A 17,726-nucleotide genomic window follows, 5' to 3' on the forward strand; every position below is an offset into this window, starting at 1 on the left:
ACAAACGCTACACACGTGCCGAGGGCGTTTTTTTTCCCCCCCCCCCCCCCCCCCCCCCCCCCCCCCCCCCCCCCCCAGGCCCGCCGTCTGAAGGGACCGCGGGAGCTGGAGATCGTGGCGTTCGAACGCGGCCACTTCACCTCCTACTCGGCGTGCGGCATCCCCTATTGGGTGAGCGGTGACGTCACCGACCGGGACCGGCTCATCGCGCGCACCCCCGAGGAGCACCGCGCGCGGGACATCGACGTGCGGCTGCGCACCGAGGTCACGGAACTCGACCCCGGCCGGGGGCGGGTCCGCGCGCGGGACGTCGATACCGGCGCCGAGTCCTGGACGTCGTACGACAAGCTCGTGATCGCCACCGGCGCGCGGCCCGTCCGCCCGGAACTGCCCGGCATCGACGCCCCCGGTGTGCACGGCGTGCAGACCCTCGACGACGGCCAGGCGCTGCTGGACACGCTGGCCGCCACCCGCGGCCGCCGCGCGGTGGTCGTGGGCGCGGGATACATCGGCGTCGAGATGGCCGAGGCGATGATCAAGCGGGGCTACGAGGTGACGGTCGTCAACCGCGGCAAGGAGCCCATGGCGACCCTTGACCCCGACATGGGCCGCCTGGTGCACCGCGCCATGGAGGGCATGGGCATCACCATGGTGAACGACGCCGAGGTCACCGAGGTGCTGACGGGGGACGACGGCAGGGTGCGAGCGGTCGCCACGGAGCAGGCCGAGTACCCGGCCGACGTCGTCGTCCTCGGCATCGGGGTGCGGCCCGAGACGAGCCTCGCGCAGGCCGCCGGACTCCCTCTCGGCGAGCACGGCGGCCTGCTCACCGACCGGTCCATGCGGGTGCGCGGGTACGAGAACATCTGGGCCGGCGGGGACTGCGTGGAGGTCCTCGACCTGGTCTCCGGGCAGCAGCGGCACGTCCCGCTCGGCACACACGCCAACAAGCACGGCCAGATCATCGGCGCGGGCGCAGGCGGCGGCTACGCCACCTTCCCCGGCGTGGTCGGCACGGCGGTCAGCAAGGTGTGCGACCTGGAGATCGCCCGCACCGGGCTGCGGGAGAAGGACGCCCGCCGCGTGGGCCTGCGCTTCGAAACGGTCACCATCGAGTCGACCAGCCGCGCGGGCTATTACCCGAACGCCTCCCCCATGACGGTGAAGATGCTCGCGGAACTGCGCACGGGCCGTCTCCTCGGCGTCCAGATCGTCGGCCGCGAGGGTGCGGGCAAGCGCGTGGACATCGCGGCGGTCGCCCTCACGGCCGGCATGACGGTGGACCAGATGACCGCCCTCGACCTGGGCTACGCACCCCCGTTCTCCCCGGTGTGGGACCCGGTCCTGGTGGCGGCCCGCAAGGCGGCGGCACGCATCAGGGCGACCTCGTGAGGGGGCCGCGCCCCTTCACGCCGTCCCGTTGATCCTTTCGATCGCCTGCCGCGCCTGCTCCGCCGGCGGGCGTGACGGCAACGACGCCACCGATGCGGCAGCCGCCTGCGCAGGCGGCTGCTCCCCCGCCGGCCGCGCATGCGCGGCGGCCTTCGCGGAGCGCAGCCGGTGGCTCACCGCCTCGTCCAGCGTGACCGGCCGCTGCATCTGGGACGCGAGCCGCCCGGCCTCCTGGCCGAGCCGTGCGATGTCCTCCCAGGGGAGACGCACCACGAGCGTGAGCTCGGCCTCGCCGTCGGGCAGCGCGTGCATCGCGGGAGTCACTCGGTCGTTCATCGCCAGTTTCCTCACGTCGGCCCCGCGGACCCCTTCCCCGCGCCGCGGGCGGTTGACGAGTGATACGCACGGCCGGGCGGCGGTGTTCAGTGGCTCCGCGGATTCACCGGCCCCCGCCCGGGCACCTGTGGGACGTGGTCATCCCCGTCCATGACGTGAACCCGGCGCGGCGCACCCCCTGGGTGACGTACGCGCTCCTCGCCGCCAACGTCGTCGTGTTCGTGGTCTTCACCCCGGGTGTCGTCGGTTCGCTGACCGGCGTGAGCGGTCTCGCCGAACTCTGCCACCTCGAGGCGTTCCTGGACCGGTACGCGGTGGTGCCGCGGGAGCTGATCCACCACCGGATGCCGGACCTCGTGCCCACGGGCGACACCGGGGTGGGCCCACAGGGCCCGGGGTGCGTGGTGGACCGGCCGGGCTACGAGAAGTCGCCCGAGCTGAGCGTGCTGACGGCGATGTTCCTGCACGGCGGCTGGCTGCATCTGCTGGGCAACATGCTGTTCCTGTGGATCTTCGGCAACAACGTCGAGGACCGCATGGGGCACGTGCGGTACCTCCTGTTCTACCTGGTGTGCGGGTATGCCGCCGCGTACGTCTTCGCCCTTTTGGACTCCGGGTCGGGCGAGCCGCTGATCGGCGCGTCCGGGGCGATCGCCGGTGTCCTCGGCGCGTATCTGGTCCTGTATCCGAAGGTCAGGGTCTGGGTGCTGGTGCCCTTCCTGATCTTCCTGCCGCTGCGGCTGCCCGCCTGGCTGGTGCTGGGCTCCTGGTTCGTCCTGCAGGCGGTGTACTCGTCCGGTGCGGGCGTCTCGGGGGCCGGCACGGTGGCGTATCCGGCCCATGTCGCCGGCTTCGTCGCGGGCATGCTGGTCGCCTGGCCCCTCAGGCCGGGCACTCCCCCGCCGCAGGTGCCGGACGGGCCGCTGTACGGACGGCAGGCACGGCGCACCTGGCGGTGACCCGGGGGCGGTGCGGCGGTGACCCCGGGGGCGGTGTCAGCCGGAGCCGGGTACGCGCAGGGCGACCATGGCCACGTCGTCGTCGCTCTCGACGGTCAGCTGGTCGGCGAGGAGGGTGTCGCAGAAGGCTCCGGTGGGCGGCGGACGGCCGCCGAGGCGTGGTCGCGCAGGCGTTCCAGACTCCTGGGCGACAGGTGTCCTACCCCGCCTCCGGGGTAGGACGCGCGCGGCGCGTGCGCGGTGGGTCAGCGCGCGGTGCGCGTGTGGACGTACTCCACGAGACGGGTCAGGGCGTCCGGGTCGGTGGACGGCATCACGCCGTGGCCGAGGTTGAAGACGTGGCCCTCCAGACCGGCCGCGGAGTCCAGCACCTCCTGCGCCTTGGCCTCGACGGCGTCGGAGCCGGCGAACAGGACGGTCGGGTCGAGATTGCCCTGGAGCGCCTTGCCGGGACCGACGCGCCGCGCGGCCTCGTCCATGGGGACGCGCCAGTCGACGCCGACGACGTCCGCACCGGCCTCGCCCATGAGGCCCAGCAGCTCACCGGTGCCGACGCCGAAGTGGATGCGCGGGACGCCGTGGCCGGCGACCCGGCGGAACACCTTCGCCGAGGCGGGCAGCACCGAGCGCCGGTAGTCGGCGGGGGCGAGCGCGCCGGCCCAGGAGTCGAAGAGCTGGACGGCACAGGCGCCGGCCCGGATCTGGACCTCGAGGAACGCGGCCGTGATGTCGGCGAGGCGGTCGAGCAGGTCGGCCCAGAGTTCGGGGTCGCCGTACATCATCGCCTTGGCGTTCTCGTACGTGCGGGAGGGGCCGCCCTCGACGAGGTAGCTGGCGAGGGTGAAGGGGGCGCCCGCGAAGCCGATCAGCGGGGTGGACCCGAGTTCCCGGGTCAGCATGCCGATGGCCTCGGTGACGTAGGAGACGTCCTCCGGGGTGAGGTCGCGCAGCCGGGCGAGGTCGGCGCGGGTACGCACCGGCTGCTCGACGACCGGGCCGATGCCGGGCTTGATGTCGAGGTCGATGCCGATGGCCTTGAGCGGGACGACGATGTCGCTGAAGTAGATCGCCGCGTCGACGTGGTGGCGGCGCACCGGCTGGAGGGTGATCTCGGTGACCAGGTCGGGGCGCATGCAGGAGTCGAGCATCCCGATGCCCTCGCGCACCTTGCGGTACTCCGGCAGTGAGCGCCCGGCCTGCCGCATGAACCACACCGGCGTGTGCGGCACCGGCTCACGACGGCACGCCTTGAGGAAGGCCGAATCCTTGACTGCGTCGTTCTTGACGGGATCGGTGGTCGCTGTCGGCGTCTGGCCCGTCGGGCTTGCGTTGGCACTCACACCGGCCAGTCTCGCACGACCCGTCCGCCTCCCCGGACGCCAGGTCGCCCGGTGTGCGGTGCGCGCGGGGCACGATCCGGACAGCCCTCGCCGCCGCGGGTGTCCCTCCCTGCACGGGGGCGCCGTTCCGCTTAATCTTCCCCGCATGGCTGCGGCTCAGGGACGACTGTCGGACGGCGCTGGCGGAATGGACGAACCGAAGGGGACCGAGAAGGATCCCGGGCACGGGGGTGCGCCCCCGCCGCCCTTCCGGGCGGCGGTCGACGCGCTGCGCGGCGCTCGGCTGCGGCCGCAGGTCGAGGTGGATCCCGCGCCCGCGCCCAAACGTCTCGCCCCGTACGCGTACGCGCTGGAGGCGGCGGTCGTCGACGGCGAGGAGGACCTGGCCGACGGCCGGCTGGTGCTGCTGCACGACCCGGCCGGGCACGACGGCTGGCGGGGCACCTTCCGGCTGGTGACGCTGGTGCGCGCGGAGCTGGAGCCGGAGATGGCGGCGGACCCGCTGCTGCCGGAGGTGTGCTGGTCCTGGCTCACCGGTGCGCTCTCGGCGCGCGGTCTGACGTACGGCGAGCCGAGCGGCACGGTGACGCGGGCGAGTTCGCACTACTTCGGCGGGCTGTCGGAGCGGCCCGCCGCCTCGCAGATCGAGATCCGGGCCTCCTGGACGCCCCGGGAGGGTCTGGCCGGGGTACCGGACGCGGGGGCGCATCTGGTCGCGTGGTGCGATCTGCTGGCGCAGGTGGCGGGGCTGCCGCCGGCCGCTCCCGGGGACGCGTCGGTGGTGACGCTGCCGCAGCGGCGGGGACCGCAGTCGCGCTGAGCTTCCCGCTTCGGGCTCCGCGCAATCATCACTGACCGTCTCTTTGTCGATACGGCCACTTTCGGAAGCGATGCGACGCAGACCGAAACCGTTCGATCTTCGAATGATCGATCGCGCGTCCGAATTGCCCGGATTGTTACTCATCACTTCGTGATCATTCGTTAAAGGACAACAGGTTTGTTGCCGAAGACGACTGTGACCTTGAAAGCACGGTTCGTCCCGGCTTCACCCCCCACGAGCCGGCCCCGTCCCGCACCCAGGAGGCCTGGTGTCCGTTCTCCTCGAGCAGCCCGCAAGCCTGGTCGCCTACCGCCCGAACAAGCCGACCGCCATGGTGGTCGTGGCCGACCCGCGCGTCCGTTCCACCGTCACCCGCCATCTGTGGGCGCTCGGTGTGCGCGATGTCATCGAGGCCTCGTCCGTCGCGGAGGCTCGTCCCCGCATCGGCAACCCCCGCGACATCTGCGTCGCCGAAGTCCATCTGCCGGATGGTTCCGGCCTCACCCTCCTCTCCGAGACCCGCGCCGCCGGCTGGCCCAACGGCCTGGCCCTGTCCGCCGCCGACGACATCGGTGCCGTGCGCAACGCGCTGGCCGGCGGAGTGAAGGGATACGTCGTCACCGGCACGCGCACCAACCTCGGGCTCCCCACCCGACCCGGTGCCGCCCCCATCGGTGCCGCCGCCGCCCGTCTGCACCGCCGCCCCCCGGGTGCCCCGAGCCACCCGGGCGGCTACCGCGAACTGTCCGGCCGCGAGGTCGAGGTGCTGCGGCTGGTGGCGGAGGGCCAGTCGAACAAGGCGATCGGCGTCTCCATGGGCCTGTCCGCCCTGACCGTCAAGAGCCACCTCGCCCGCATCGCGCGCAAGCTCGGCACCGGCGACCGCGCCGGCATGGTGGCCGTGGCCCTGCGCACCGGCATCATCCACTGACCCCGACCCGGCCCCCTGCGACCCGCCCGCGCCCGTCGGCACCACTGTCGGCGGGCGCCCGCGCGGGCGCCGTCGTCCAGGGTTCCGCCAAGGCCTGTTTTCGCTGGTCGGCCCCGCCCACGCGCGTAGGGGCAGGTCAGGCCCCGGCCCGTGCGGATACTCTTGACAGGTGACCGACGCCCACGACACCGCAGCAGACAGTTCACTGCGCACCACCGGAGGCGCCCCTCCGGACGACGGCGGATCTTCTGCTACGGAGGCGCCGATCCCCTTGCTCGAACCGCGCGAGGGCATTCCGCCCGTCGTCGCGGACGAGGCCGCGCTCGCCGAGGTGATCGCCACCTTCGCCGCGGGGACCGGCCCCGTCGCCGTGGACGCCGAGCGCGCCTCCGGCTACCGCTACGGCCAGCGCGCCTATCTCGTCCAGCTGCGCCGCGAGGGCGCGGGGACCGCGCTGATCGATCCGGTCGCCTGCCCCGACCTGTCCGGTCTCGGCGAGGTGCTGTCCGGCACCGAGTGGGTGCTGCACGCAGCCACCCAGGACCTGCCGTGCCTGCGCGAGATAGGCATGGTGCCCACCCGCCTCTTCGACACCGAGCTGGCCGGACGCCTGGCCGGGTTCCCCCGGGTCGGCCTGGGCGCGATGGTCGAGAACGTGCTCGGCTTCGTCCTGGAGAAGGGACACTCCGCCGTCGACTGGTCCACCCGCCCGCTGCCCGAGCCCTGGCTGCGCTACGCCGCCCTCGACGTCGAACTGCTGGTCGACCTCCGCGACGCGCTGGAGAAGGAGCTGGAACGGCAGGGCAAGCTCGACTGGGCCCGGCAGGAGTTCGAGGCGATCGCCTCGGCGCCGCCGCCGGAGCCCCGCAAGGACCCCTGGCGGCGCACCTCCGGCATGCACAAGGTCCGCCGCCGCCGGCAGATGGCCGTCGTCCGCGAGCTGTGGCAGACCCGCGACCGGATCGCCCGCCGCCGGGACGTCTCCCCGGGCAAGGTGCTCTCGGACGCGGCCATCGTCGAGGCCGCGCTGGCCATGCCGGCCAACCCGCACGCACTGGCCGCGCTGAACGGGTTCGGCCAGCGGGTGGGACGGCGCCAGCTGGAGCAGTGGCAGGCGGCCGTCGACCGGGCGAAGGCGCTGAGCGAGGACCGGCTGCCCCAGCCCGGCCAGCCGGTCACCGGTCCCCCGCCGCCGCGCGCGTGGGCCGACAAGGACCCGGCGGCCGCGGCACGGCTGGCCGCCGCGCGGGCGGGCGTGAGCGAGCTGGCCGAGCGCCTCGGGATGCCGGCGGAGAACCTGATCACGCCGGACACGGTGCGGAGGGTGTGCTGGGAGCCGCCCGTGCCCGCCGACGGGCAGTCGGTCGCCGCGGCGCTGGCCGCTCACGGGGCCCGTGCGTGGCAGGTCGAGCAGGTCACGCCTGTGCTGGTTGCTGCGCTGGCTGCCTAGTCGCCGTACGGCGAGTGTCGTATGACGGGCGCGGCCGGCACGTGGCTGGTCGCGCAGTTCCCCACGGCCTTTCGAGGCGCCCATGTCGGCGCCTCCATCCAGGCCACCCACTTCGGCGGCCCCTCATTTCGTCGCCCCCCTCATGAAGCCGTTGTAGATGAAGCGCTGGAGGAAGAGGAAGACGATCAAGGTGGGCAGGATGACCAGGACGGCGCCCGCCGAGATCGTCTCCCAGTGCGCTCCGAAGGGGCCCTTGAAGCGGAACAGGGACGTCGAGATCACGCCAAGGTCCTCGGAGGGCATGTAGAGGAAGGGGATGTAGAAGTCGTTGTAGACGTTGATCCCCTTCACGATGACCACCGTGGCGATCGCCGGCTTGAGCAGCGGGAGGATCACCTTGCGGTAGACGGCGAAGGCGTTGGCGCCATCCAGGCGGGCCGCCTCGTCCAGGGAGACCGGGATCGAGCGGATGAACTGCAGGAAGATGTAGATCGACACGATGTCCGTGCCCATGTAGAGGGCGATCGGCGCCCACAGGCTGTCGAACATGCCGAAGCTGTTGACGATCTGGAAGGTCGCCACCTGGGTGGTCACCCCGGGGACCAGCGCGGCCAGCAGGAACAGCGCCACGACCAGCTTCCTGAAGCGGAAGTGGAAGCGGTCGATCGCGTACGCCGTCATCGAGCCGATGAGGATCGTGCCGCCGACGGCGACGACGAGGATGACCGCCGTGTTTCCGAAGGCGGACAGCATCTGGCCGTCCCGGAACGCGGTCACGTAGTTGTCCAGGTTCAGCGGGTCGTCGGGCAGGGCCAGCGCTCCGCTGCCGTTCGCCATCTCCTCGGACGACTTCAGCGAGGTCAGGAAAACCACGGTGAGCGGCAGCAGGACGACGAGCGTGGCGAGGACCAGGGACAGGTACACGAGGGCACGGGTCGCGGTGCGGCGGGTCATACCACATCCACCTTCTCGTCGGGGACGATGCGCCGCTGCACCCAGGTGACCGCCAGGACGATCAGCAACAGGACGACGGCGGCCGCCGAGGCGAGGCCCGTCTTGTTGAACTGGAACGCCAGCTTCACGGTCTGGATGACGAACGTTTCGGTGCCGGTGGCACCGCCCGTCATGATGTACGGGATCTCGAAGACCGACAGCGAGCCGGAGACGGAGAGGATCACGCTCAGGCTCAGGACGGGTCTGATGCCGGGCGCGATGATGTGCCGGAACTGCTGCCATCGGGTCGCGCCGTCGATCTCGGCCGCCTCGTACAACTCGCCCGGGATGGACTGGATGGCGCCGAGGAAGAGCACGAAGTTCAGGCCCATGTAGCGCCAGACGGAGACGCCCGCGAGCGAGGTGTTCGCGGAGAACGGCGTGCCCAGCCAGGCGTGGTCGGTGCCGGCGCCGAACAGGTTCAGCACGGAGTCGAGGGTGCCGCCGTCCTGGAAGAAGTAGAGGAAGACGAAGCCGATCGCCACGCCGTTGATCAGGTACGGAAAGAACAGCACGCCCTTGAAGAAGTTGCGGAAGCGGACGTGGAAGCTCAGGACCGTGGCGAAGTAGAGGGCGAGGACGATCTGCACCGCGGAGCCGGCGAGGTAGTAGCCGCTGACGAAGAACACCTCGAACAGCTCGGAGCGGGTGAGGAGTTCGGAGTAGTTCTCGGCGCCCGTCCAGTTCAGCTCCGGGCTCACACCGTCCCAGTCGGTGAAGCTGTACGCGATCATGTTGGCGATCGGCGCGTAGGTGAACGTCAGCAGCAGGGCCAGCGGGGCGGCCAGGAAGAGCCAGGGGGTGAGACGGCGGCCCGGCCGCGCCGCCTTGCGGGCGGTGTCCGCCATCAGGACCCCAGGGAGTTCCGCGCCTCGGACCAGCGCTCGCCGAGGTCGCCGAGGAAGTCGTCCAGGCTGCCCTCGCGCGCACCGCGGGCGAGGTCGACGAGGTCCTGGCGGTAGTCGGGCTTGTAGATGCCGACCTCGGACTGGTTGTCGATGGACTTCACCTCGGCGCCCTTGCCGTCGTCGAGGTCGATGAGCTTGACGCCTTTCTCCTCGTACGGCTGGAGGATGTCGGGCAGCGGGGCGTCCTTGAGCGGGGAGAGGGCGAGGTTGGCCTCGGCGTAGCCGGACTTGTCGGTGAACCAGTCGATCCAGGCGCGGGCGGCTTCCTTGTGGTCGGAGTGGACGTTGACGGCCTGCTGGTAGTCCGGGGAGGTCACCGCGCAGAAGGCGCCGTCCCGCTGCGCGGGGAAGGGCATGAAGCCGATGTCGGCGGGGTCGGCGCCGGCCTGCCGTGCGGCGTCCCGCATCTGGACGACGGCCCAGGAGCCCAGCCACATGGTGGCGATCTCCCCCTTGGCCAGCCTTGGCTTGGACGCCTCCCAGTTGGTGGTGGTCGGATCCTTCTCCGCCAGGCCGCCGCGCACGATGTCGTGGAGCAGGGTGTCGGCCACGCGCAGGTCGGCGCCCTCCGCCCAGGGGTCGCCCTCGGCGAGCTTCGTGGTGGCACCGGTGTCGCAGCCGACGGAGCCGTTGACGTTGGTCCACTGGGTCAGCGGCCACATGTCCTTGAAGTTGGTGTAGTACGGCACCGCGTCGGTCTTCGACCTGATGGCCCTCAGGTCGTCGAGGAACTCGTCGGGGGTGGTGGGCCAGTCGGTGACGCCGGCGTCGTTCCAGACCTTCTTGTTGTACACGAACCCCGGCACCACGCCGATGGGGCTCTGGCCGTAGACCTTGCCGTCGACGGTGGAGTAGTCGGTGAAGCGGTACCGGGCGCTGCGTTCCGCCCGGGTGCCCAGGGACGCGAAGAACTTGGGGTAGTCCTTCTTCTCGATGACGGCGGGGATCATCAGGACGTCGCCGTAGTTCTCCGTGTTCATCCGGATCTTGACCTCGCCCTCGTAGTCGGTGAGGGCGTCGAACTCGACCTTCACGCCGGGATGGGTCTCGTTGAACTCCGCGGCGTACTTCTTCATCGTCCCGTCCTGCACCAGGTCCGTCCGGTGGGTGAGGACCGTGATGGACCCCTTGACCTCCGACGGGTCGTCGGGGGCCTTGGCGTCCGCGCCCTCCGAGGAGCCTCCCGTGCCCGTGCAGGCGGCGGCCAGCAGGGCGAGGAGGGCGATCGATCCGGTGAGTGTCGTGCGGCGGTTCAGGTGCATCACGGCTCCGTTCACGGGGCGGTCGAGCACGAGTGGGTTGGCTGGATTCGGCACTCTGGCAGCACGTCACTGAACCGGTAAAGTCTCTATTGCGCCAACGATGCCAAACCGTTGCCCAGAGGCGAGTGAACCGGTTTAAGGAGAGTGTGCATGCGTCAGGTCACACCGCTCACCGACGGATGGATCCTGCGACACCCGGACGGCTCGGGGGAGGCGCTTGTCGCCTCGGTGCCGGGGTGTGTGCACACCGATCTGCTGACGGCCGGACTGATCCCCGATCCGTTCCTCGCGCGGAACGAGACCGAGGTGGCGTGGGTGGGCCGGCGGGACTGGACGTACGAGACGGAACTGCGCACCGTGGCGGGCACGCACGAGCAGACGGATCTGGTCTTCGACGGGCTCGACACGGTCGCCGAGATCCTGCTCGACGGCCGGCCGCTGGGCAGCGTACGCAACATGCACCGCTCGTACCGGTTCGACGTGACCGGGCTGAGCGGGCGGCTCACGGTGCGGTTCGCCTCCGCCTACGCGGAGGCCGAGGCGGTGCGCGGCGCGGTGGGCGAGCGGCCCGGCGCCTATGCCGAGCCCTACCAGTACGTCCGCAAGATGGCCTGCTCGTTCGGGTGGGACTGGGGGCCGACGCTGGTGACGGCGGGGATCTGGCGGCCGGTGCGACTGGAGCACTGGTCCACGGCGCGGATCTCCCGCGTGCGCCCGCTGGTCACCGTCGAGGACGGGGTGGGGCTGGTCGAGCTGGCCGTGGACGTGGAGCGCTGCCGGGTCGAGGCGCCGCTCACCGTCGAGGCGGCCGTCGGCGGCGTACGCGCCCGCGCGGAGATCGACGGCACGCGGGGGACCGTGCGCCTGCGGGTGCCCGACGCGCGGCTGTGGTGGCCTCGCGGGTATGGCGAACAGCCCTTGTACGACGTGGAGTTGACGCTACTGCACGACGGGGAGGAGCTGGACTCCTGGCGGCGCCGGATCGGCTTCCGAACGGTGGAGCTGGACACCCCGGCCGATCGGCACGGCACCGGGTTCACGCTGGTCGTCAACGGCGAGCGGCTGTTCGCCCGGGGCGTCAACTGGATCCCGGACGACGTCTTCCCGTCCCGGATCACCCGGGAGCGCTACCGGCGGCGGCTGGAGCAGGCCGCCGGCGCGGGCGTGGACCTCGTGCGCGTCTGGGGCGGCGGCATCTACGAGAGCGAGGACTTCTACGACGCCTGCGACGAACTGGGGCTGCTGGTCTGGCAGGACTTCCCCTTCGCGTGCGCCGCCTACCCCGAGGAGCAGCCGCTGCGCGGGGAGGTGGAGGCGGAGGCCCGGGAGAACGTCGTACGGCTGATGCCGCACCCCTCGCTGGTGCTGTGGAACGGCAACAACGAGAACCTGTGGGGTTTCCGGGACTGGGGCTGGGAGCCGTCCCTGGCCGGGGACTCCTGGGGCGAGGGCTACTACCTGGGCGTACTGCCGCGCATCGTCGCGGAGTCGGACCCGACGCGGCCGTACACGGCGGGCAGCCCCTGGTCCGGGTCCTGGCGGCACCACCCGAACGACCCGGCGCACGGCACGCACCACTCCTGGGAGGTGTGGAACCGCGCCGACTACGCCGACTACCGGCTCGACGTCCCTCGTTTCGTCGCCGAGTTCGGCTGGCAGGCGCCGCCCGCGTACGCCACCCTGCGCCGCGCGCTGCCCGGTGAGGAGCTCGCGGCCGACTCCCCCGGCGTGCTGCACCACCAGAAGGCGGAGGACGGCAACGGCAAACTGGAGCGCGGGCTGGCCCGGCACTTCGCCGTGCCGGAGGGCGACTTCGACCGCTGGCACTATCTGACGCAGGTCAACCAGGCGCGTGCGATCGCGGCCGGGATCGAGCACTGGCGGTCCCACTGGCCGGTGTGCGCGGGCACGGTGGTGTGGCAGCTCAACGACTGCTGGCCGGTGACCTCGTGGGCCGCGATCGACGGGGACGGGCGGGAGAAGCCGCTGTACCACGAGCTGCGGCGGCTGTACGCGGACCGGCTGCTGACGGTGCGGGCGGACGGTGCGGGCCCGGTGGTGGTGGCGGCGGTGAACCAGGCCGCCGAGGACTGGCACGGAACGCTGCGGCTGCGGCGGATGTCCGTCGACGGCACGGTGATCGCGGAGGCGGACCCGGTGCTGGCCGTCGGGGCGCGGACCGTGGGCCTTGTCGGGGTCCCGGCGGAGCTGGTCCCGGCCGGCCCGAAGGAGTTCCTGGTCGCCGACGCGGGAGAACTGCGGGCGCTGCACTTCCCGGTGCCGGACCGGGAGATCCCCTATCCGCGGCCCGAGTTCGAGGTGGCCGTCGCTCCGGAGGGGATCACGGTCAGGGCCCGGACGCTTGTACGGGATCTGCTGCTCCAGGCCGACCGGCTGGATCCGGACGCCCGGGCCGACCGGGGGCTGGTCACGCTGCTTCCCGGGGAAGAGGTGACCATCGGGGTGCGGGGCTGGAAGACTCCGGACCCGGAAACCGCCCGCTGCGCCCTGTACTGCGTGGAGCCCACTCGATGACGGCAACGCCGACCCCTCGCGTCACCATCAAGGACGTCGCCGCGCGCGCCGGTGTGTCCAAGGGTGCCGTGTCCCTCGCCTTCAACCGGAAACCCGGGCTGTCGGAGGCGACCCGGGACCGGATCTTCCGGGCGGCCCGGGAACTGGGCTGGGCACCGAGCTCGACCGCACGGACGCTGGCCGGTTCACGCGTGGACGTGGTGGGCCTCGCGGTGTGCCGGCCCGCCCGGCTGCTCGGCCTGGAACCGTTCTACATGGAGTTCATCTCGGGCGTGGAGAGCGTCCTGGTCGAGCGGTCCTGTGCGCTGCTGCTGCGGCTGGTGCGCAGCCCGGACGAGGAGGTCGGGCTGCTGGAGTCATGGTGGAGGGGACGGCAGATCGGCGGCTCGATCCTGGTGGACTTCCGGGCCGACGACCCCCGCCCGGCGGTGGCCGAGCGGCTCGGGCTGCCGGTGGTGGCGGTCGGGCATCCCTCGCTGACCGGCGGGCTGACCTCCGTGTGGACGGACGACGCCACGGCGGTGACGGAAGCGGTGCGGTACCTGGCGGCGCTCGGGCACCGGCGGATCGCCCGGGTGGGCGGCGCGGCGGAGCTCGGGCACACCTCGATCCGTACGACCGCGTTCGACGAGGCGGTGCGGGCGCTGCGGCCGGCGGCGCGGGCGTGGCAGGTGGCCACGGACTTCTCGGGGGACGCGGGGGCGCGGGCGACGCGTTCGCTGCTGGCCGCGGTGCCGGGTGAGCGGCCGACGGCGATCGTGTACGACAACGACATCATGGCGGTGGCGGGGTTGTCGGTGGCGGCGGAGATGGGGCTGCGGGTGCCGGAGGATGTGTCGCTGCTGGCGTGGGACGACTCGCAGTTGTGCCGGCTGACGCATCCGACGCTTTCCGCCATGAGTCATGACGTGCACGGCTTTGGAGCGGAGGTCGCGCGAACGCTGTTCGGCGTCATCACCGGCGAGGGGCCGGGGTCGCACCCCGTCGCCACCCCGGTCCTGACCCCGCGGGGGTCCACGGCCCCACCGTGAGCTGTTTTCTCGCCCCAGCCGCCCCTTCCCGTCCCGACCCTGGGGCTGCGCCCCAGACCCCCTTTCGGCCCTTCGGGCCTCGTCCTCGAACGCCGGACGGGCTGAGATATTTCAGCCCGTCCGGCACAATCCAGCCCCTCCGGCGTTTGAGGAGCGGGGTCTGGGGCGGAGCCCCAGGTTTGACCGCCGGACGTGTGATGTTCGCCGCTCCAGGCGGCGGGACTGGGCAGTCACGTTACTCATAAGTAGCATGGCCCGTAAGCAAGCGCTCAGCATCCCGTACCTGGAGGAGAGCCATCGTGCCTCGTACCGTCAGGGACGTCGTCTTCGTCGACGGCGTCCGCACCCCGTTCGGCAAGGCGGGCCCGAAGGGCATCTACCACGAGACCCGCGCCGACGACCTCGTCGTGAAGGCGATCCGGGAGCTGCTGCGCCGCAACCCCGGTCTCGACCCGAAGACGATCGACGAGGTCGCCGTCGCCGCGACCACGCAGATCGGCGACCAGGGCCTGACCATCGGCCGCACGGCCGGCATCCTCGCGGGCCTGCCCACCTCGGTCCCGGGCTACTCCATCGACCGCATGTGCGCCGGCGCCCTGACCGCCGTCACCACGGTCGCCGGCTCCGTCGCCTTCGGCGCGTACGACGTCGCCATCGCGGGCGGTGTCGAGCACATGGGCCGCCACCCGATGGGCGAGGGCGTCGACCCCAACCCGCGGTTCGTGTCCGAGAAGCTCGTCGACGAGTCCGCCCTGTTCATGGGCATGACCGCCGAGAACCTGCACGACCGCTACCCCTCGATCACCAAGCAGCGCGCCGACGAGTACGCCGTGCGCTCCCAGGAGAAGGCCGCCAAGGCGTACGCCAACGGCAAGATCCAGGCCGACCTGGTGCCGATCTCGGTGCGCCGCACCAACGAGGAAGCCGGTGAGACCGGCTGGGGCCTGGTCACCGCCGACGAGCCGATGCGTCCGGGCACCACCCTGGAGAACCTGGCGAACCTCAAGACGCCGTTCCGCGTCCACGGCCGGGTCACCGCGGGCAACGCGGCCGGTCTGAACGACGGCGCCACCGCCTCCCTCATCGCCTCCGAGGACTTCGCCCGTGAGAACGGCCTCCCGGTGAAGATGCGCCTGGTCTCCTACGCCTTCGCGGGTGTGGAGCCGGAGGTCATGGGCTACGGCCCGATCCCTGCCACGGAGAAGGCCCTCGCCCAGGCGGGGCTGTCCATCTCAGACATCGGCCTGTTCGAGATCAACGAGGCCTTCGCCGTCCAGGTCCTCGCGTTCCTGGAGCACTACGGCATCGCCGACGACGACGCGCGCGTCAACCAGTACGGCGGCGCCATCGCCTTCGGCCACCCGCTCGCCTCCTCCGGCGTCCGTCTGATGACGCAGCTGGCCCGCCAGTTCGAGGAGCAGCCCGAGGTCCGTTACGGCCTCACCACCATGTGCGTCGGCTTCGGCATGGGCGCCACGGTCATCTGGGAGAACCCGCACTTCGAGGGGGACAAGTGAGCACCACCGCAGAGCTTCTGAAGGGTGCGGCCGAGCTGTTCCCCGGCGAGGTCGTCACCAGCGCGCACGTACGCCACTTCGACCTGCCGCTCGGCGCGGGCCGGTTCGCGCTGATCACGCTGGACAACGGTCACGACCACACCAAGCCGACCACCCTCGGCCCGCAGTCGCTGGCCAACCTCGACGCCGCGATCGACCGGGTCGAGAAGGAGGCCGCGGACGGCGAGATCGTCGGCGTCGGTGTCACCGGCAAGCCGTTCATCTTCGCCGTCGGCGCCGACCTCAAGGGCGTCGAGCTGCTGAAGCGGCACGAGGACGCGCTCGCCATCGGCAAGGGCGGCCACGACGTCTTCAAGCGGCTGGCGAACCTGGCCGTGCCGACCTTCGCGTACTACAACGGCGCCGCCATGGGCGGTGGCGTCGAGGTCGGTCTGCACTGCACCTACCGCACGGTGTCCGCGGCCCTCCCGGCCTTCTCGCTGCCCGAGGTCTTCCTCGGTCTGGTCCCCGGCTGGGGCGGCTGCACGCTGCTGCCGAACCTGATCGGCGCCGACAAGGCCGTCTCGGTGATCATCGAGAACAGCCTCAACCAGAACAAGCAGCTCAAGGGCGCGCAGGTGCACGAGCTCGGGATCGCCGACGCGATCTTCGAGGGCGCGGACTTCCTGGAGCAGTCGCTGATCTGGACGGCGGCCGTCCTCAAGGGCGAGATCGTCGTCGAGCGTCCGGTGATCGACCGCGGTGAGGCCTGGGACCAGGCCGTCGCCAAGGGCCGCTTCATCGCCGACTCCAAGGTGCACGGCGCCGCCCCGGCCGCCTACCGCGCGCTGGACATCATCGCCGCCGCCAAGAACGGCGACCTGCAGCAGGGCTACGACGCCGAGGACAAGGCGCTCGCCGACCTGATCATGGGCGGCGAACTGCGCTCGGGCATCTACGCGTTCAACCTGGTGCAGAAGCGCGGCAAGCGCCCCGCGGGCGCCCCGGACAAGAACCTGGCCCGTCCGGTCACCAAGGTCGGTGTCGTGGGCGCCGGTCTGATGGCCTCCCAGCTCGCGCTGCTGTTCCTGCGCCGCCTGGAGGTGCCGGTCGTGCTGACCGACATCGACCAGGAGCGCGTCGACAAGGGTGTGGGCTACGTCCACGCCGAGATCGACAAGCTGCTCGGCAAGGGCCGCATCAACCAGGACAAGGCCAACCGTCTCAAGGCGCTGGTCTCGGGTGTGCTGGACAAGGCCGAGGGCTTCGCGGACGCCGACTTCGTCATCGAGGCCGTGTTCGAGGAGATGGGCGTCAAGCAGCAGGTGTTCGCCGAGGTCGAGGCGGTGGCCCCGGCGCACGCGATCCTCGCCACCAACACCTCCTCGCTCTCCGTCTCCGAGATGGCGTCGAAGCTGAAGCACCCCGAGCGGGTCGTCGGCTTCCACTTCTTCAACCCGGTCGCGGTCCTCCCGCTGCTGGAGATCGTGCGCGGCGAGCAGACCGACGACGCCTCGCTGGCCACGGCGTTCGGCGTCGCCAAGAAGCTGAAGAAGACCGCGGTCCTCACCAAGGACGCCCCGGCGTTCGTCGTGAACCGCATCCTCACCCGCTTCATGGGCGAGATCCAGAACGTCATCGACGAGGGCACCCCGGTCGAGGTGGCCGAGAAGGCCGTCGAGCCGCTCGGTCTGCCGATGTCGCCGCTGGTGCTGCTGGAGCTGGTCGGTCCCGCGATCGGTCTGCACGTGTCCGAGACCCTCAACCGCGCGTTCCCCGAGCGGTTCACGGTCTCCCCGAACCTCAGGCGGGTCGTGGAGGCGGGCAAGCGCGGGTTCTACGTCTACGACAGCGGCAAGCCCGAGCTGGACCCGGAGGTCGCCGCGCTGCTGCAGCAGGGCGACACCGTCCTCACCGAGGAGCAGGTGCGGGCGCGGGTGCTGGACGCGGTGGCGCAGGAGATCGGGCTCATGCTCGACGAGGGCGTCGTCGCCGAGGCCCAGGACATCGACCTGTGCCTGATCACCGGCGCCGGCTGGCCGTTCCACCTGGGCGGCATCACGCCGTACCTGGACCGTGAGGGCGTCTCCGAGCGCGTCAACGGCAAGAGGTTCCTGGAGCCGGGCGTGGCGAGCGTTCCGGCGTAGCGGACGGCGGTCCCCGTGAGGGGGTGGGTCGCACGGGTAACGATCCGTGCGACCCACCCCCTTTCGTCACAGGCGTACCGATAGGATCTCCACACCATCCGACCACTTGTTTACATGCACGTCGTT

13 protein-coding genes and 1 pseudogene are annotated in these 17,726 nt (G+C 71.3%); 9 read left to right on the forward strand and 5 right to left on the reverse strand.

Annotation, left to right across the window (positions count from 1 at the left end):
- Window positions 1-75: 75 nt before the first annotated feature.
- Window positions 76-1,392: pseudogene (locus ACZ44S_RS06325) on the forward strand (FAD-dependent oxidoreductase); the annotation flags it as partial.
- A 15-nt stretch (window positions 1,393-1,407) separates the two neighbouring features.
- Here ACZ44S_RS06325 and ACZ44S_RS06330 read toward each other — a convergent pair.
- A complete protein-coding gene (locus ACZ44S_RS06330; RefSeq protein ID WP_466925082.1) occupies window positions 1,408-1,728 on the reverse strand; it encodes a hypothetical protein in 321 nt (106 codons plus the stop codon).
- Between the two features lie 134 nt (window positions 1,729-1,862).
- Here ACZ44S_RS06330 and ACZ44S_RS06335 point away from each other — a divergent pair, with 134 nt between their 5' ends.
- Window positions 1,863-2,687, forward strand: a complete 825-nt coding sequence (locus ACZ44S_RS06335; RefSeq protein ID WP_466925201.1) for a rhomboid family intramembrane serine protease — start codon at window positions 1,863-1,865, stop codon at window positions 2,685-2,687.
- A gap of 245 nt (window positions 2,688-2,932) precedes the next feature.
- Here the strand turns inward: ACZ44S_RS06335 and hemE are convergent, their stop codons facing one another.
- On the reverse strand, window positions 2,933-4,027 hold the full coding sequence (gene hemE, locus ACZ44S_RS06340; RefSeq protein ID WP_466925083.1) for a uroporphyrinogen decarboxylase: 1,095 nt from the start codon (window positions 4,025-4,027) through the stop codon (window positions 2,933-2,935).
- A gap of 145 nt (window positions 4,028-4,172) precedes the next feature.
- Between hemE and ACZ44S_RS06345 the strand changes: the two genes are divergently transcribed.
- The 3 genes from ACZ44S_RS06345 to ACZ44S_RS06355 all read left to right on the forward strand — a co-directional run bounded on the left by ACZ44S_RS06345 (window position 4,173) and on the right by ACZ44S_RS06355 (window position 7,228).
- Window positions 4,173-4,847: a DUF3000 domain-containing protein gene (locus tag ACZ44S_RS06345; protein WP_466925085.1), complete on the forward strand. Its 675-nt coding sequence runs from the start codon at window positions 4,173-4,175 to the stop codon at window positions 4,845-4,847.
- Between the two features lie 268 nt (window positions 4,848-5,115).
- A complete protein-coding gene (locus ACZ44S_RS06350; protein ID WP_004923664.1) occupies window positions 5,116-5,778 on the forward strand; it encodes a helix-turn-helix transcriptional regulator in 663 nt (220 codons plus the stop codon).
- A gap of 169 nt (window positions 5,779-5,947) precedes the next feature.
- Window positions 5,948-7,228 (forward strand): ribonuclease D, encoded by a 1,281-nt coding sequence (locus ACZ44S_RS06355; RefSeq protein WP_466925087.1) that lies wholly within the window; start codon window positions 5,948-5,950, stop codon window positions 7,226-7,228.
- Between the two features lie 123 nt (window positions 7,229-7,351).
- On the opposite strand, the gene ACZ44S_RS06360 is transcribed toward ACZ44S_RS06355, so the two are convergent.
- From ACZ44S_RS06360 to ACZ44S_RS06370, 3 genes are read right to left on the reverse strand one after another with little or no spacing between them, the layout of a single operon-like run.
- Window positions 7,352-8,182: a carbohydrate ABC transporter permease gene (locus tag ACZ44S_RS06360; RefSeq protein ID WP_466925089.1), complete on the reverse strand. Its 831-nt coding sequence runs from the start codon at window positions 8,180-8,182 to the stop codon at window positions 7,352-7,354.
- On the reverse strand, window positions 8,179-9,069 hold the full coding sequence (locus ACZ44S_RS06365; protein ID WP_466925091.1) for a carbohydrate ABC transporter permease: 891 nt from the start codon (window positions 9,067-9,069) through the stop codon (window positions 8,179-8,181). The genes ACZ44S_RS06360 and ACZ44S_RS06365 overlap by 4 nt, the downstream gene beginning before the upstream one ends.
- Window positions 9,069-10,391: an ABC transporter substrate-binding protein gene (locus ACZ44S_RS06370; protein ID WP_466925092.1), complete on the reverse strand. Its 1,323-nt coding sequence runs from the start codon at window positions 10,389-10,391 to the stop codon at window positions 9,069-9,071. The genes ACZ44S_RS06365 and ACZ44S_RS06370 overlap by 1 nt, the downstream gene beginning before the upstream one ends.
- Window positions 10,392-10,541: 150 nt before the next feature.
- Between ACZ44S_RS06370 and ACZ44S_RS06375 the strand changes: the two genes are divergently transcribed.
- From ACZ44S_RS06375 to ACZ44S_RS06390, 4 genes are all read left to right on the forward strand, one after another.
- Window positions 10,542-12,926, forward strand: coding sequence for a glycoside hydrolase family 2 protein (locus ACZ44S_RS06375; protein ID WP_466925094.1), 2,385 nt, complete (start codon window positions 10,542-10,544; stop codon window positions 12,924-12,926).
- Window positions 12,923-13,957, forward strand: coding sequence for a LacI family DNA-binding transcriptional regulator (locus tag ACZ44S_RS06380; RefSeq protein ID WP_466925096.1), 1,035 nt, complete (start codon window positions 12,923-12,925; stop codon window positions 13,955-13,957). The genes ACZ44S_RS06375 and ACZ44S_RS06380 overlap by 4 nt, the downstream gene beginning before the upstream one ends.
- Window positions 13,958-14,256: 299 nt before the next feature.
- Entirely contained in the window at window positions 14,257-15,474 is a 1,218-nt protein-coding gene (locus tag ACZ44S_RS06385; protein WP_466925097.1) for a thiolase family protein, read from the forward strand.
- Window positions 15,471-17,600, forward strand: a complete 2,130-nt coding sequence (locus ACZ44S_RS06390; RefSeq protein ID WP_466925099.1) for a 3-hydroxyacyl-CoA dehydrogenase NAD-binding domain-containing protein — start codon at window positions 15,471-15,473, stop codon at window positions 17,598-17,600. The genes ACZ44S_RS06385 and ACZ44S_RS06390 overlap by 4 nt, the downstream gene beginning before the upstream one ends.
- Window positions 17,601-17,726 lie beyond the last annotated feature (126 nt).

The sequence above is a fragment of the Streptomyces malachitofuscus genome (assembly GCF_055571035.1).